This window comes from Paenibacillus oralis (assembly GCF_003863965.1).
Taxonomy (GTDB): domain Bacteria; phylum Bacillota; class Bacilli; order Paenibacillales; family Paenibacillaceae; genus Fontibacillus; species Fontibacillus oralis.
Genome location: NZ_RRCN01000002.1, coordinates 102,341 through 118,389, shown reverse-complemented (window position 1 = coordinate 118,389; position 16,049 = coordinate 102,341). Strand labels below are relative to the sequence as shown.

General features: G+C 42.0%; 17 protein-coding genes. 1 reads left to right on the top strand and 16 read right to left on the bottom strand.

The genetic code is table 11. The annotated features are described in order from the left end of the window. Positions 1 to 252: 252 nt before the first annotated feature. The 8 genes from EHV15_RS34225 to EHV15_RS34195 all read right to left on the bottom strand — a co-directional run bounded on the left by EHV15_RS34225 (position 253) and on the right by EHV15_RS34195 (position 7,921). A complete protein-coding gene (locus EHV15_RS34225) occupies positions 253 to 1,548 on the bottom strand; it encodes a phosphoadenosine phosphosulfate reductase domain-containing protein (protein WP_128635747.1) in 1,296 nt (431 codons plus the stop codon). A 78-nt stretch (positions 1,549 to 1,626) separates the two neighbouring features. Continuing rightward, on the bottom strand, positions 1,627 to 3,036 hold the full coding sequence (locus EHV15_RS34220; RefSeq protein WP_128635746.1) for a DNA cytosine methyltransferase: 1,410 nt from the start codon (positions 3,034 to 3,036) through the stop codon (positions 1,627 to 1,629). A 66-nt stretch (positions 3,037 to 3,102) separates the two neighbouring features. Next, positions 3,103 to 4,512: a DNA cytosine methyltransferase gene (locus EHV15_RS34215; protein ID WP_128635745.1), complete on the bottom strand. Its 1,410-nt coding sequence runs from the start codon at positions 4,510 to 4,512 to the stop codon at positions 3,103 to 3,105. A gap of 102 nt (positions 4,513 to 4,614) precedes the next feature. Further along, the gene (locus tag EHV15_RS34210; RefSeq protein WP_128635744.1) at positions 4,615 to 5,031 is read right to left on the bottom strand and encodes a hypothetical protein; all 417 of its coding nucleotides are present in this window, start codon (positions 5,029 to 5,031) and stop codon (positions 4,615 to 4,617) included. Positions 5,032 to 5,674: 643 nt separating this feature from the next. Then, entirely contained in the window at positions 5,675 to 5,896 is a 222-nt protein-coding gene (locus EHV15_RS34205; protein ID WP_128635743.1) for a hypothetical protein, read from the bottom strand. A 462-nt stretch (positions 5,897 to 6,358) separates the two neighbouring features. Then, positions 6,359 to 6,514, bottom strand: a complete 156-nt coding sequence (locus EHV15_RS36825) for a hypothetical protein (RefSeq protein ID WP_178076104.1) — start codon at positions 6,512 to 6,514, stop codon at positions 6,359 to 6,361. A gap of 89 nt (positions 6,515 to 6,603) precedes the next feature. Then, the gene (locus tag EHV15_RS34200; protein WP_128635742.1) at positions 6,604 to 6,807 is read right to left on the bottom strand and encodes a hypothetical protein; all 204 of its coding nucleotides are present in this window, start codon (positions 6,805 to 6,807) and stop codon (positions 6,604 to 6,606) included. Continuing rightward, the gene (locus EHV15_RS34195) at positions 6,797 to 7,921 is read right to left on the bottom strand and encodes a hypothetical protein (RefSeq protein WP_128635741.1); all 1,125 of its coding nucleotides are present in this window, start codon (positions 7,919 to 7,921) and stop codon (positions 6,797 to 6,799) included. Before EHV15_RS34195 ends, EHV15_RS34200 begins: the two co-directional genes overlap by 11 nt. Before the next feature lie 635 nt (positions 7,922 to 8,556). Between EHV15_RS34195 and EHV15_RS34190 the strand changes: the two genes are divergently transcribed. After that, positions 8,557 to 9,045, top strand: coding sequence for a hypothetical protein (locus EHV15_RS34190; RefSeq protein WP_128635740.1), 489 nt, complete (start codon positions 8,557 to 8,559; stop codon positions 9,043 to 9,045). A 356-nt stretch (positions 9,046 to 9,401) separates the two neighbouring features. Here EHV15_RS34190 and EHV15_RS36820 read toward each other — a convergent pair whose 3' ends face one another. The 8 genes from EHV15_RS36820 to EHV15_RS34155 form a co-directional block, all read right to left on the bottom strand. Continuing rightward, positions 9,402 to 9,548 carry a hypothetical protein gene (locus EHV15_RS36820; RefSeq protein WP_178076103.1) on the bottom strand — a complete coding sequence of 49 codons (147 nt, stop codon included), beginning with the start codon at positions 9,546 to 9,548 and terminating at the stop codon, positions 9,402 to 9,404. Positions 9,549 to 10,324: 776 nt separating this feature from the next. Then, complete coding sequence (locus EHV15_RS34185; protein WP_246062137.1) at positions 10,325 to 10,522, bottom strand: aspartyl-phosphate phosphatase Spo0E family protein; 198 nt, start codon at positions 10,520 to 10,522, stop codon at positions 10,325 to 10,327. 270 nt (positions 10,523 to 10,792) lie between these two features. Further along, on the bottom strand, positions 10,793 to 11,218 hold the full coding sequence (locus EHV15_RS34180; RefSeq protein ID WP_128635738.1) for a DUF6884 domain-containing protein: 426 nt from the start codon (positions 11,216 to 11,218) through the stop codon (positions 10,793 to 10,795). Between the two features lie 129 nt (positions 11,219 to 11,347). Further along, positions 11,348 to 11,566 carry a hypothetical protein gene (locus tag EHV15_RS34175; RefSeq protein ID WP_128635737.1) on the bottom strand — a complete coding sequence of 73 codons (219 nt, stop codon included), beginning with the start codon at positions 11,564 to 11,566 and terminating at the stop codon, positions 11,348 to 11,350. A gap of 1,179 nt (positions 11,567 to 12,745) precedes the next feature. Further along, the gene (locus EHV15_RS34170; RefSeq protein ID WP_128635736.1) at positions 12,746 to 13,147 is read right to left on the bottom strand and encodes a hypothetical protein; all 402 of its coding nucleotides are present in this window, start codon (positions 13,145 to 13,147) and stop codon (positions 12,746 to 12,748) included. Positions 13,148 to 13,583: 436 nt separating this feature from the next. Continuing rightward, positions 13,584 to 13,790 (bottom strand): helix-turn-helix domain-containing protein, encoded by a 207-nt coding sequence (locus tag EHV15_RS34165; protein ID WP_128635735.1) that lies wholly within the window; start codon positions 13,788 to 13,790, stop codon positions 13,584 to 13,586. After that, positions 13,772 to 14,260 carry a hypothetical protein gene (locus tag EHV15_RS34160; protein WP_128635734.1) on the bottom strand — a complete coding sequence of 163 codons (489 nt, stop codon included), beginning with the start codon at positions 14,258 to 14,260 and terminating at the stop codon, positions 13,772 to 13,774. Before EHV15_RS34160 ends, EHV15_RS34165 begins: the two co-directional genes overlap by 19 nt. A 1,279-nt stretch (positions 14,261 to 15,539) precedes the next feature. Continuing rightward, positions 15,540 to 16,028, bottom strand: coding sequence for a hypothetical protein (locus EHV15_RS34155; protein ID WP_128635733.1), 489 nt, complete (start codon positions 16,026 to 16,028; stop codon positions 15,540 to 15,542). Between the last annotated feature and the right edge of the window lie 21 nt (positions 16,029 to 16,049).

Here is a 16,049-nt window from a genome sequence, read left to right as displayed (position 1 = left end):
AATCCAACAGAGTTCATATATATAATTATTTAGGCATGCCCACATAGAAGATTATCGACAGAGCTGTCATTACCTTCATTTGTTTTTAGGTCCCGGTTAAATTCAGAAACACCAAGTATTGCAATCAAGCTCACGAACAGATAACAAGTCACCTTTTCTATTTAAATCAAATCTAACGTTGCAATTAACATATACCTCCCAAAATAAATGAAAAGAACCCTTTACTTGTAAGGGCTCTTTTTACATATAGGATTAACAAGGACCACCCACGCCTTGGCGGAAAGCGCCAGATGGATATGTCCATTCTTCTTCCGCAGGTAGGATTATATCCTCGATTTTTATGTCTCCTGAAACAAGTTGGTATATTGCTTTCTTTTGAGAATGATCAACACAACTCTTAGCATTCCCCACGAATTCATCAATAGACTTATTATTATCGAGGGTGAAATTCAATTCTTGTTCTGAACTCTTAATTTGTTCATAATATTTCGGGAGAAGTTCCCTTAACCCCGCAAAATGTGAAGGTGAGCTGAAGATACACGCAGCACATGACGCTCGCCCCCACCCGGCTAAATAACAAGGATGTGGGCTCACCTTATTCCTTTTTAGAATTTCCCATACGTCCTTTTCAGAGTAATCAATTATATTTCTATAATGGTGAACAACCCGTTTATTCCTCACCGGTGCATGCGTTCTGTGTAATTCCATCATGTTGTAATTGGATCTGTTAGTGCTTTCCCCACGCCGTTCACCACTAAGAACCATAATCTTGCAGTCCTTCTTCGTATCAACCTGATGGGCGATCGTTACCGAGCCAACTTCGATCTTTAAGACACCACTGCAGTACCTTGAAGAAAGATCGGCTGCTTTAGCTGGAAACTTAAAACGATAGCCGTAGCTGCGGAGTTCTTCGTCATACCTTTTAAAAAGCTCCATGTCATCTTCAAGTTCAGTTTTGCGCATCAACTTTTTCAATTCTAAGCTTCTCGCCCAGGCTTGTGGAACAATGCGTTTCATAGTACCATCAGCGTCTTGAAATTGAACAGGTTGCTTAGAGCCATACCTGTAAACTTCGCCCCAAAATCCACCTTCCCTAAAGGAAAACCTCAGTTCCAATCCGAAGGCAGCTGCGAAGGCTTTACAGTATGCTTTTGTTGCCGGCCAATCCATTTTTTTCTCAGATCCACCATCAATATCGTGATGAATCAAAATTATTTTATCTTTCGGAACCCCTAGCTCAAGCAAGTTCAATACAGATGCTACAGAGTCTTTCCCTCCACTAAATAGCGAAAAAAAATAATCATAGCTTTCCAAAGGATCAAGATTATTAAGATAATACTTTTTCATGTGTGGCGTATCTGTCTTACCGGGAACAGCGGGGTAAATCTCTACACCTTTTCCGTATATAGATTCTGGCTGATAACCGTGTAATATTGGGGTGTCAATTGTGCAATCCCGATCCCGAATCACTTCTACATCTGGAATTACTGTTATATCCTTCTCTTCCGAGTCAAAAGAAAGTGTTAGTTGTCCAGTTAATTGGCTCATTGTAGTTTCCCTCCTGGAGACTTATTCTCCTCCTATGATAAGAGAAGGCCCAGTTGGACCTTCCCTTTAGTGGCAATATTAGAAAAGGCTCAGTTGCCCTTGTTCTTCAATGAATTGGGGTGAGCCAACTTGATCTCGTAGCCAATTGCCCATGATATATGTTGCAAGCTCTACCCCGATCGCTCTTATGACATTACCATCCACACTTTGACCAAGAAGCTTAGTCTTAGTAGCATCGCTGATGCTTTCAGAATTAAATTTGAACCATTCCGGTACCCCGAGAATCCTGGAAATTTCGTGAGGTTCAAACATTCTCCACATACTTGGATCGTCCGGGTGAGTTAAATAAGAACTCGTAACTTGTACCTTCCGGTAATGGGTGACAAAAGCCGAAATACGGGTGCTTTCGAGTGTTACCAACGTATGATTGGACTCCGCACGGAAATTGTTATTTCCGTTCTTTTTCAAAAGCCCCTCCATTACTGTGCCTTCAATTGGTTTCCAATCCCCCTCCAATACATCCATCCCGCTCAGAACTTGCTTTAGATTAGGACGGCGGTGTTCGGGGATTTTTGGAGGTGTCGGCATCTGGAAAGAATTAAGCGGCCGAGTGCTGTAGACACAGTACCCTCTTCGACGACCAGCTACGCTACCCATATCGTATGCATCAAGCATTACCGGGCCTGAACTGTAAGGAAATTTGATGCGAAGTAACGTGTTGAGCTGCTCAAATGCGCGAGATTTGTAGTATGGAACCACTTGCTCCACAAGCACATAATCTGCGCCTGAAGCATATACAACGCGGGCATAATGAGGACTCAGTGCAGTTGCAATATCTTCTTTCCTTGTTCCAAGCATGCTGAACTCTATGCACTCTGGAGTGAGAAGTACCATGTCAGCTGCAGGGATATAGTCGTTATGAACGTTTCTCAAATCCGTAAATAAAGATAGGCTTTCCCTGAAATTATGTCGATAGGTATCTATCGCTTCTGCCCAAAGATCAAGGGAGCCTACTGAGGAGAAAAATCCTGTGTCTACCAGGCAAGCTATACCCACTCCAGCGCCTCCGGGGACCGATAGGGTCCGGATCTGTTTTTGGTCACCCCCCATTAGCATAGGCTGCCGAATAAAGGCAAGATCAAAGCTGCGAGAGTGCCGGATCACTAACATGCCGTCCGATACAAGGATGTCAATCTTCTCCCTGGCCCGGATCACAGCGCTAATCTCCTTATTTGTTTTATCCATCAGCGGCCGAGCCTTCTTCCACCCAGCCCTTTTTCTTCTAGAAATAATGTGTGTCTTATCATCCGTTTTACGGAAAATCAAAGCATCGCGTTCGATAGTGAGACTTACCCCATCACCGATCTCAAATCCAGCAGCCTCTAAAACGGTCGGCTCAAGGAAAATCCAGGTGTTTCCCGCCTTCTCGCTGGTTCTTATGTTTCGAATCAGTTTTACTTTCGGGGATTCTTGTTTACATGTACCCATGTAACTCCACTCCATTCAAGTAGAATTCATTTAAAAAGCGACCCCCATGTGAAGTCGCCACTCGTCTTAAAAGATTAATTCAAGTTGGCCGGAACGGTTTTGTAATAATGAAGGCTCAATATCTTCTCGTTTTGCCCTAACCTTCTCCCCTATCAAGGAGACGGCCAATTCGCTTCCGATTGCTGCCAAAACAGTACAGTCGACACCTTGTCCAATGAGTTCAACTTTTCTGGTCTCGGATACGTACCCACCGTCAGGCCATTCAAACCAATCCGGAAGACTCAAAAATCCATATCCAAGTTCATCCGAAGTGAACTGTCGCCAATGTTTTCCGTCGGGATGGCGTAGATATGAGCTCGTCACTTGCGTTCTTCGATAAGCGCTTATGACTGCAGATATTCGTTTCGAATCCAAATCAACTAAGGTATAGTTGCGATCCGCGTTAAAATTGTTGTTCTCCTTTTTTTTGGCAAGGAGTTTCTCCATAGGAGAGTTTTCAATCGTACTCCACTGTCCTCGTTCTTCCCAGCCATTACCTAAAACCTGGCCTACTGTTTTCCTAAAACGATCTGGAATTCGAGGTGGTGTTGGCCAGACAAAGTTGATGTCCCCATGAAAAGCAACCGCATAACCACGTCTTCGGCCAGCTACGCTTCCAAAATCATGGGCACATATTTGGGTTTCGTAAAATCTGTTGAATCCGCTGGCAATAAGCAAAGTACGCAACTGGTGATAAGCCCGAGACTTGAAATAAGGAGCCACTTGCTCAATCAAAACCGCATTACAATTTGTGGCCCAAATTAGCCGTGCATAATGTGGGGCTAACCCTGTTGCAACATTCGCCTTCTGGGTCCCGAGTGCGCTGAATTCATCACATTCAGGGGAAAGTATTACAACATCTGCTTGTGGTATATAAGCCGGATGCAAATGTTTGATGTCGGACATCAGACTAATACCATTTCTGAAATTGAATCGGTAAACGTCGAGTGCAATCGGCCACATATCGATGGCACCTACAGCCTCATAAAGTGATGTATTCACAAGCGCGGCGGTCGCCATGCCCATACCGGAGGGAAGACTCAATAGGCGAAGCTTTTGAAGTTCCTCACCCTGCAGCATGCCCTCCGATAACGTAAGGTCAAAGGAACGCTCATGACGAACTGTTATATGTCCTTCCCGAATGATGATATCGATACGCTCTTTGGCCCGAAGAACCGAAGATATTTCTGCATTGCTGCGGTCGAAATACGGCCTTGCTTTTTCCCACCCCCGACGTAAACGCCGAGAAATGATACCATCTGAATTTTGTTCGTCAGGTGCACGAAAAAGTATAATACTATCTTGTTGAATTGATATTTTGACAGACTCTCCAACATTAAAGCCGGCTTCCTCGAGTACACTTGGTTCGAAGTACAATCGGGTATTGCCATCACGTTCGGTCGTCTTTAAGTTCCTCACCATTTTGATAGATTTCATTCTTTTCACCTACTACTGATCAGAATAAAAATATAAAAAGGAATGAACTAAAAGTCCATTCCTACTTGGCTTCGAGCGATATTCCTTCGCTAAAGAACCCCATTAATGAAGACTCAAGGCAAATGGTTCGCCATCTTGAACCAGCAAATTGATCGGTTTGAGTTTCGAAAAATATTGGACACGATTGTGTCGCCAATTACCGCTTAATGTACCTGTTTCCTCGAATTCGGCTAGTTCATTTTCTATAATTCGGATTAACAGTTTCAGTACTAATTCGCCGTTCATCGTCCGGAGAACAACCTGTTCTTCTTGATCAAAAATAAGCTTGGGGGTTATTTCCGGAAACTCGTGAGAATCTAGAATTAAACGCATCTCAGAGACATCGTTCGAGTGCTCCGGGACTAGAATGATGAAATCTAAAGGGAGCGTTAGCTTTGTAAAGACAACGTAGCGTTTCCATGACGATCTGCGTGCCCGTTCTGTAAACCAGCCGGAATAGCGATTAATTTGATCCAACAAGAGTTTCGCCTCCTATATCTAGAGTTAAAATAAAAAACTTATTCTGCCCTTTTCACAAACAAAAAAGCGCCTATCCGTAAAATGACCGCATTGGGTGTCAAAAAGACACAAATGGTCACTTACGAATAAGCGCATTTCGTCATTAGAATGAGTCCTGCCGCATGGCCAGACTGAGAAAAGAAAGAATAAGGTATATCATTATTTTACCACTTAAAATGGTAGTTGAAAACATTTTTGCAAAAAGAAAAACCCGTCGCAATTAGCCGGGTTTTTCTAATAAAATTCTCCATACATCCCTACTGTGCCACATTTGGGGCAAGCTAGCAGATGGACGGTTGTTATTAACGTCCATATCCGCTTTAAGCTCAATTTCTTTTGATGGTACGATGTGAATAAAGTCTTGTTTTTCATCATTACCTTCTTGGCCCCACCTGCAACTCGTATGTAGAATTACCACCACATTAATGTACCGGTTGGGTCAAACTAAATGACTATCTGCCCCAGATATTCTGTCGCCACTCCTAATTTCGTTTACTTCCCAACTCTCCGCCTCAGTCTTTGTCAATATAACAGAACTCCCAGTGCCTACGATGTGGAATAACGCATTATTCGACCCAGGTAATCTCATTTACAAAACTACTCGTTACTCCTTGTTCCACGAAGAATTTTCCTCAGCTATAATCTCTGTTTTAAAACAGATGAGTTCACTTTTTCTTATCCCGATTAATGATGCTGCATCATATACTTCATCCGTTCCAGGGCCGTTTGTCCAACGCACAATTGGTCTTGAGTCGTCATGTTCAACAACAAATTTGACATCGGGAAATCCCGCCTCCAATAAATTTTTGATCTTCTCGATTTTCAATTTTGTTAACCTCCAGCAACATGTAATTTACCTACCTTAACTTAAAATGATTTGGTTTCGACGCTTCTAATAATTATTAGCTTCGCTAAAGTATTTTTCCTCTTTAGAAGGAAAAAGCAACTACAATACGAAATTAGAAGGTTTTTCTTCAATCAGGTTCGCATGGAATTACTCACTCCTCTCAAGTTAAAAAAGGGAATTAAAAAATACGCCCTATCTTAATAAACCAAAAGGAATTACTGTCAGAAGACAGATTGGTCGCCTTAAGATAAAGCGTATTCAACGGTTAGAATGAGTCCTAGCGCCTGCCGGGACTAAGGAAAAAGATAAATCGTAAGATATAGTTAAATTTTAACACCTTTCTGAATTTTTGGATAGTAGCATATATTGTCGAAATACCATGAGATAAAAAAATGGCATAATCGAGGAGTAAAACAAAAAGAAAAACCGTTGATGGTTAATTCACATCAACGGTTTTTTCGAACGTTTCGCCTTATAGACATCAGTAATTTTTTTATAGTCATACACGCACCCATCAATCTGATCTTCCATGGAAACCAAGCTATCCAGTTGAAGTCGGCTTGTATCTATTGGGATGATTTTAGCTTTTTCTGCCATAAGTAACCCCGTCCTCTTCATGATACTTATGGTTAGTATACAGCAAGACCCCTAAAATCAAAAGAACCGACTACCCTAAGGGTCCTCTCCTAGTGAATTCCGCTTTTCCTTGGAGATGCCTTAATATCTGCTTCGATGTCTTTCAGTTTACGTATGAGTTCACCATGAGAATGGAAAATCGTTTTTACATCCCCTTTACCAACTGAATGTTTTTCTGGTTGGTTGACGTTATGCACTTTGAGAATATCATTAATGATATCCTCTTGGCCTCTTAACCCGTTTTTATTGGACATCTCGTATCGCCTCCTCACTGAGCAACATCCCTCGCTCTTCAAGATGGAGCAGAATGCCCTGAATCAGCCGGTACATTTCCCGTGATTCAATTAGGCCTCTCAATTCTTTAGATTCGTTATTAAAGTGGAAGCTGTAAACAAAAGTTCTTCCTTTAATCACGAACCGATATGAATCAACAAAACGTCCTTCACCGTTTATATCAAGGTTACTGTATTCACGGAAGGAAAGGTGTTGGATCACCCGAACCGCAGCCCATGTGCGGTATCTCGGATCGTTAATTGATATCACACGAGGAGTTGTTGAGTTCCCTTGCTCATAAAGACGATACAGCAAGTCTCCCCGTAATTCAAACAACGAGAAATCGGAGCAGATCCGTAAGTCATATGGATTAAAAAGCCCCTCCTCTTTAAGTAGCCGGTACAGCTCACTAATCGCGTATTTATATGCCATGAGTGTTTGTCTGCTTAACTTAGCGAGCCGTTTGATAACCTGATTGAGTTTTTCGTTCTCCTCTTGGTATGCTGAGAGCTCCTCGATCTTTTCCATGAGTTCCTGAGCATTATTCTCGAATGCTTCACGAATTTCTGTGATCTCGTTTCCGCGGCGGGATGCGTTAATAATAAGCTCATCTCGAATCCACGAGTAAAGCCCTTCATAGGTAAACTCTTTATGGTGCAAGAATGATGAAAAAATCTCGAACTCCTCTTTATTCTTGAACTTATAGGCTCTGATATCGAACTTAAGATTCCCGATCGTACACATATCCTTAATATTCGTTCGAACACGATATACGAGCCATAAAAAGGGAACGATCCAAGTCATTATGTTAGTGAGCTCGAAGTGAAACAAATAACTAAGCCCGCTAAACGCTGCGAATCCAAGATAGGTTGTTGCTGCCGATCCAGCAAACTGTTTCAAAACGCCGACATTATCTGGACGAACTTCTTTGTAGCCTTTAAAATCAAACAGCGATCGGTTAAGAGCAATGAGAAACCAGCCCGCTCCTCCCATTCGCTCCATATGGTATACATAATTCTGCCGCATGGGGACAAGTTTCTCGTCGATCGATTTTCGCATCGATTCAAGAACTGCCAAGTAAGTATTTTCACTCACGTAGTTCATACCTCCAATTTAGGAATCATCATTATTTTCACAACTCCTCGTATGCCTCCCACGCCCTTTGAGTTAAAGGTCGGCTTGGATTGTGCGAACTGAGCATTGAAGTACACCTTGTGGTATAAATTGAGAAGTTGTGGATCGAGTTGTTTAATTAATCGCGGCGACTTGCGTAGCCATTAGATTTGTAGCAAATCTTCGTGGGTTGTGTACTATTACACACGACTGACCTGGAAACCATCTGCTTTAACAGGCGGGATCTCGGACTTTTCGATCATCTGAAATTTTCTAAGGTTCACTGGGCGTTTCACTCCTCTCTTAGAGATATTATGTTTGTAGGGCAAAATAAAATGCACTGCCCTTACCAATGACTAAACCCAAACCAATTGGGAGTTCTGCATAAGAAGAATGCAGGTAGTCACTCGTAAGAAGAGTGCATTGAAACAAATCGTTTATAGAATGCTCCCATCTGCGCATGCTGGGGAGTAAAATAAACAAAGAAGAACAGTGAAAAATGGTATGGATCAATATTATCATTATTTCATTCCCTTGAAAAGTTAAGAGCAAAAATGGTTGATTATCCCTAATGTTGCTATACTAATGATATCTGTGTAGAGAGTGAGGCAGTATCTATGGCTAGTATTCGAGGAATAAGCGTTGACCAATACATTGAAAGTGTCACGGATAGTGGTATGTATTATATGGGGTATATTATGTTGGACGGTCATAAGGTTGGAATCTTTGAAAATGAAGGCGAAGATGGCTGTACAGAATTCGATTTTTACAGCATGGAGGCAGAAACTGAGTTCAACGAGCGAGTAAACCAATACTTTAAGGACCATCCGGCAACATTGGAGGATAACGTAGGGTTTATACTGGAACTTCTGGATCTTATGGAGGCAGAGAGAGAATTTTTTAAGAAAGCTCACCAGCTAAATGGTCCGTTCATTCTGATTCAAGCAAATACTTACAGCAGAACCTCCATTCTGGATGATATTACTGAGGTATCGTCCTCCTATCATATCCTTCGGGACGAAGAAGCAGAATTGGAACAGCTACAAAATCAACTTAAGTCGATAGAGTATAATATCTTCCGCAATGCAGCGGATTTCATGAAGTGAAAGGTTGTTTCGGGTTGAACCTCGACATTATTCTAATGGTTCTTTTGCGTTAGTCTTTACTTATCGTATTCTACAAACCTTTCGAATAGAAAACCCAACGTTCGCTCTATGGTTGATTGGAGCCGGCGCTATCCTCGCTTTGATTGAAATGAAAATCCTAAGGGGATACATACGGATTTAAATCCGAAAAATCTTCTTCAAATTAGTTCTTCTCTAAATTCACTCTGATGCGTTGCATCTACAAAATAAAAAAGGCTTTGCCCAAAATGAGCAAAGCCCTGCTGTCGGAACTAAAGTGTAAGTTCCTAATTACCTTTATCGGCACTATGAGAGTTGATTCAAAAATGATTAGGGATTCAACGAGCATTACTGATTGCTTCGTTGAACGCGCTTGTGAGAGACTTTGAACCACTTTTTAATAATAAATTTCCGTGTATTTTTTGATTTCTCAGTGCCTGCCAACGTGCCCATTTGGATGCAGCAATGTGTTGATCACGAGTCATGAAATTATTCCTCCTAAATGTGATTAGATTTTGGGTTGTAGAAGCAAAAAAACGCTCCTTTGCAAAGCCCAAAGATCAACCTCGATAATCGAGAATAAATGATTTGGACGCTGCAAACGAGCGTTATTTTAAAAAATATAGACATACCTAAATAAGGTAAGAATTAGGGAACATAGAATGTCCTCTTATGCCTTGGCTAGAGGATGGAGAAATGAAAAAATAAATGGTATGTTTGTATTATATGATAGGAAAAGAGAAGAATCAAGCATGATCCTTCCCCTTCACTAAACTTATTCAACCGGTTGTATCGCCTCACCGTCATCGGAGTAAAAATCATCATGGAGGAAGTAGGTATCCCCGTGCTTCAGATATAGTTTTGAGAATTCCTCTCGGTTCAGATTCAGTCGAATGAGCTTTTCCAAGTGATGACTACAGAGCTCATACGTCGTCTCTGAGACTTCAAAGCGAATAGCACTCTGTTCACAAAGTTCACACCTGCTTTTTTCAGTGTGTAATGACGGAATTAGATCCATGTTTTCGTGTTCCAACATCCATAGCACATACTTGACCTGGTCGTTTGGACATAGAACCGTTCTGAACGTACCGTCATCAATTATTCCTAATATTTCTTTAGCGTTAACCGAGCAGTCCTTAACACAGCACTTCAATCTGCCACCCGCTTCAGAGACTACGTCCGAGACATTACTCTCAAACCTCGATCTATTATTCTTCGTCATAGTCGCAAAACACTCCTCACATACATAAATGGTTATGCTCTAAACGCGTGCCCTCAACATCTGATTATGAACTTCATCTAGCTCTTGGCTAATCCGGATAACAGATGGGTGAGATAGCCCTAGTTCCATCCCCAGATTAACCATTTCTTTCTGCAGTGTAGTGAACTGCTGTCTTAGGGATTCCGCTCGATTAGAATCAATGGTAATATTCCTTTCTTGTTTTTTCTCAATAAGCATGGCCACAAAGACACCTCCTAAAATAGAATTGGTTTTTAGGGCAAAATAAAAATGCGCTGCCCTTTCCAGAGACCAATCCGAATAGAAGGGATTTCTGTCATAAAGACAGATCGGTCACTCGAAAGAAGAGCGCATTAAAGAATTAGAAAGCTCCATATGCCCAAGCTTGGAGTATGAAAAAAATAACTTATGGTATGTTTCTATCATACCATCATTTGCTTAATAAGTGTAATGAAAGAGAGGGTACCGGGATGGCCCCTCTCTAAACGATTAAAAGCCCTTTAACTCTTCATTATAGAAGGCCAATTGTTCACCAATTCGCTTTCCCCTTAAGGGGACATAACAGACGATTCCCGCTTTCTCCAGCCGAGGAATCAACTCTTTTCGGTAGTTATCCCCTGCGTAAAAGTGGATTTCTTTCGGATTAAGGGAAATGACCTGGTCAGCAACTTTTTTCGACCAGTCCCTAATGTCAACGATGGACATGCTGTTCAGGGTCTGATTATAGGGAGCTACAACCTGATCTGGCGATAGAAGACCATGTAAAGCAGAAAGGATGTACCATCCATCATACTCTTTCCGCTGGACGTAGAGCTTCGCCTTCTTAAACAAGGATGACGGAAGATACAATTCTTGGGCCGGACACTCGTAAGTTTGCTTTTTCTTCGTGCAGCTAATAAGTGCAATCTTTTTCATAGGTAGATTACCTCCGTAATTTTTGAATAAAAATGAAAAACAGGAAAAGTACCTCCTCTCCTGTTCTTCTCAATTTGTTTGTTACAATTCGTGATAGGCAGCTTGCCCTTATGATTGGTTATTATCACCCTAGGTAGCATATTTGCGACGAGCAATCTCAAACAAGATCTCACATATGAGCGCTTCTTTGTCCCAAACGATGCCATGCTCCTCCTTTGAAAAGTAAATGGTAGAACTAATAACACCATCAACTGTTTTACCACTATTCTCCCGATAATAGACAATCTCCCAGAATGCAAATTCCAGTTCCTGATTCGTTAGATTATCAATAATCATTTTTTTGTTCACTGTTATATATAACTCCTTATTCATAATTCGAAATTAAAATCATTTTAAGACATCTCATCAAGTTTTTCTATGTTCAAAACAGTCCCACGCTTAATTATTGGATGCACCTGATCTTTAATGATCTTTGCCAAAATGTGAGAAGTTCGGTAATCCACGAGGTGCTCGAAAATGGCCGTCAAACTGCCACAAAAGAAAAAGGAATTGGGCAAACTAAACAGTCTTGCAGTCTCGCGTACACTCAGGTAATGGTCAAATTCAGGATTGATGAAATCTTCGTCCCTAACATGGGTTATCGTTGGAAAAAGAAATCCCACGCTAACTACTGTAACATGCTAAGAATAGCTCGATTACTATTTCCCTTTAGATTAAAAAAAATAATTAACCATGCTGGTTACCTACCCTTTCGATTGATTGCGTTTCGCTTCAGCTTCTTGAAGTATCCGGTATGCTGCATCATCCGTATGGTTAGCCAACGTAAAGGCATCCTTTTTGCATAAAGTTAGACCGAGCCCATGAAACTTGGAATCTACCCGTTCATCGCTATAGTAGTTGGCTCCTACCGGTTTATTGCAAATCTCGCACCTAGCCATTTCCGTATACCGGCCATCTTTGCCGCGAGTTTGTTGCCGTTCATACTGAGCGTATGAAGGTTCTTTGTTTTCGATTATGCTATGGCCGCCATTTACAAATTCAACACAGTATCGATTCATTTGTCCCCTCCGATTGGAGAAGAAGGCTCCCAAACACCGTTGCCTCCTCCAATAATCCTTAATCGAACATCTGGGTATAATTCGGGCCGCTTTTCGAATGAAAGATCAAGTTCGGCATGAACTCAAATCTCATAATCCTTAATGGCGGTGTGAATTTTATCCCATGCGGGTGTGGTCTCCAGTTTGTAGGAGAAGCCCATCAATACATGGTCGTGAACCACCTCGTCTACACCCAAAAGTGTTGTGGAGTCCTCATCGAAATAAAACATTACCGACAGTTGATCCCCATTCCCGCAAGTTAAAATCGCTTCATATTTATTGGTTTCGAGGTATTCGTTTTCTATGATAGCCTCTACCCAATCAGCGATTCCAAACTAGAAACCAAAACGCTCCAATGCGTTCCGATCGACCGATTTATTTACAGTTAAAATAGCCATGAGTATATCTCTCCCCGTATAAGTATGGTCAATTAATGATCTGCAGATCTCGACTCGATCATCTGAATGTACTCAGGATCATTCTCCGGCTCATCCTGGCTCCAAACCCGAATAGCATGTTTTCTTTGGCTTGGGTCATATTCAACCAAAACCAAGCTGGTGTCATCGACAGATACATAAACCCCAGGATAATTCGGATCGCTAGTTTGGTTAACCGCAATACTTCCAATGGGAGTCTTAATGTGCTGTGGAGCCTCCACAGTTACAACACCGCCATCCGTCTTTCCATCCAATTCACTTGACATCGGAAAAACCAATGGCGAACGATAAAAGAGTTCAGAAACGACCTGCACTTCATCTTTGGCGGGTACGATCTCCCACTTTTTCTGTCCATCAGAATCTGTCCAACAGACCATGTAATTGTTGTTTTCCAATCTTCATCTTCCTTTCTGGAATTAATTTCCGGTTTTAAGGCGCAAAAAAAGATGCGACCTTCAGCATTGATTAACTCCACAAAAAAGTGGGGATTCCGTCCGAAATTGGACATAGTTAATCACTCTTGAAGAGGCATCTTAGTTAGAATGCTCTCGTTTGCGCATGCTCGAGAGACGGGGATGAAAGGAAACTGTATAGCATTCATTGTATCACCTTCCATTGCCGATGAAAAGCAAATGCAAATCCCATCACGGTAAGTTGCTAACCCCCATAATGAAATCAAAGTACCCTCTAACATGACAAAACGCATCAATGTAAGAGGGTACTTCCCTGTTTAGGTATTCAATTACTTATATCATATTGGGTATGCGATTAAATGTAAAGGAAGTGGTTCCCGTTGCATTGCCGGATCAATAAGAAGGAGCAACCTGGTTGCTACTCCCCTCTTCTATGACTTGGCTTTGAAAGGTCATTCTCATATCGCGATATGGACGCGTCAGACACGCCACAGGCTTCCACCAGTTCAATCGTCGTAATGCCTTCTTCATTCCGTAATCGGGTAATTTCTGCACCAACGATGGCTATATGCTTTCCTTTTTTTCTTTGATATTTCCGTTTATTGTTTAGTTGTATCTGTTCCATCTCAGATCTTCCCGCTCCCCATTATTAAACGGCTGCCCACTTAGCTTCCTGAACGAGTTGAGTCGATTTAGCCCGTCACGATCAGTGATGAAATGGATCTGTTCGTCCAGTGACAGATAGTATGCGGGATACGTTGAACGGCTTTCGACAATGGCCCGGTACAATCTATGGTGACCATCCACCATAAGGCTATGTTCCCGAGTCAGTTGAATGATAATCCCCGGCTTTGAGAGGTCAGTAGTAAGCGCGTACTCATGATCCACTTCTACAAGGTCATTCGCTGTCCTCAACTGGACCATCGCATACTCCCTGGGTTGCAAACCTTTTGCTTCGATGTACTCCAGCATGCTGCTGACATTCCACCAGATTCCCGCGTAATAGAACTGCTCGTCCTTATAGTTGGGCTTCCTTGGGACAAATTTATTTATTTTGATACTTTGCTCAATCGTCATTTTAGCTGTAGAACGCATAAAAACTCCTCCCTCTTTTCGTTACACATGGATTTTGGATGGCTTCACGTACACATTCAGTAAACCAGCTTTATTGAAGAGAACCAACTTATGGTGTTCTTCGGTCGTGCTGAGAACAATTTCGTTGGACTCTAGCTTAACATCAGGTCGATCGATATTGAGAAAACTTCATCATCATACTCCTTTCATCCGGATTGGATATTTGGACAATAAAAAAAGCGACCCTTTAGAATTCCGTTTGGATTCTAATAGATCACTCTTACGCTTCAAGCGGATTAAATTATAGGCAAAGTTATCCCTGTGGGAATCGAATTAAAACTTAGAATGCCTGCACGCCCCAGGGCTCAGGAAAAGAAAATGAAGACATGACATGAATTTAATATAGCATAGACGATAGAAAAACAAAAGGAGATCCCTGGTCTTACAGGATCTCCTGAGTGTTGATTAGGATAAGGCAGGCTACAATACAAGAGGAGGATTTTTTCTAGTAGCTTTACGGGTACCGCCGATTAAGTCGGAAGAGACATCCACGTTTCTGACTTTTTCTCCAAAACAGGGCAGAAATTCGCGTTCCCCAACGAGTTCAGTTCCAGTTGCACGGAAATACATATAAACCATGATCCCGTCATACGTATACTGGAGCCCTTCATCATCCAATCCCTTAACGGGAGTAAATCCGGTTATAAAGGCTTGGGAACGGGTCCGTTAAGGAACTTTCCTTTTCTCCAAATGTCGACCATATGAAGTTCAGCTTTTGTCCTCACTTCCCACTTGCCCAGTTTCATACGATCCTTGCATGCGGACTAGACATAACAGTCCTTCGGATGCATCCCGATTAATAGTTCGGAGCACAACTTCCCCGTATTCTTCTTCTTATATTTCTCAGCAGCAGAGCGGGTTCCGAAACATCCATGTTTGATGCATATGTTGGGCACAAGTCCGGGAAAGAACAATTGATTGGACCCATCAAACCGGAATCCGAGATGAGAGAATTCGTTATTATATACCGAGTGAATCATGTTCTCCGGTACCCCAATTCGATTGTACTCGGCCCCAAGCTGCACCAGCAATTCAAGAACTTTAGCGAACTGGGCTTTGTTCCAATAATATCGCTCATTCTTGGTGGGCTTGATGCTAACCAAGCTGCCCAGGTATTTCTCCTTATGAAACTTCACATCAAAGGAAAGCTTCTCTGCAAAAATCTCCTTAAGCAGTATAAACTCCCAATCCGTTTATCCCCGGTAGTTCTTCTCCATAGGTATTCTCCTCTATATTTTTATTAGGCAAGTGCCATCTTTTCGAGCTTTTTAATGGTATTGATTAATAGATCACGATTTTTGAGCGTTTCATAAAAATGCCGGTAGTCGTGGCCCGTTACAAATGCCGGAATCGTCTCAATACCACGGCTCGAACGATACTGGGCACGATTATTTCCGTCCATGATACTGTAAATCAGGCCGTCACTTTCCATATCCCGATCAATAAATACCCAAATGGGATCATCAGTACCCCCGATCATTTCAAGACGACCCATTCTCTCTGGAGCTAAATCCGTCTTGGATATTTCCAGAAGATCGATCGGAACCTCAGCGTAGATAAATCCCTTAACACGGGCATGCCGGATAAATCCTTTTCCGGTATAGGTCGCACTAATTTCAGGTGTCTCAAAGTGTCTGGGAATTCGCATTTCGGCCTGCCGGCAAGCCTGATACTCAATAATGGGTAAAGGGACCGGCCGTATAAAATTCTCAAACGAAAGAGCTCCCATACTCATCTCCCATTTTATTAA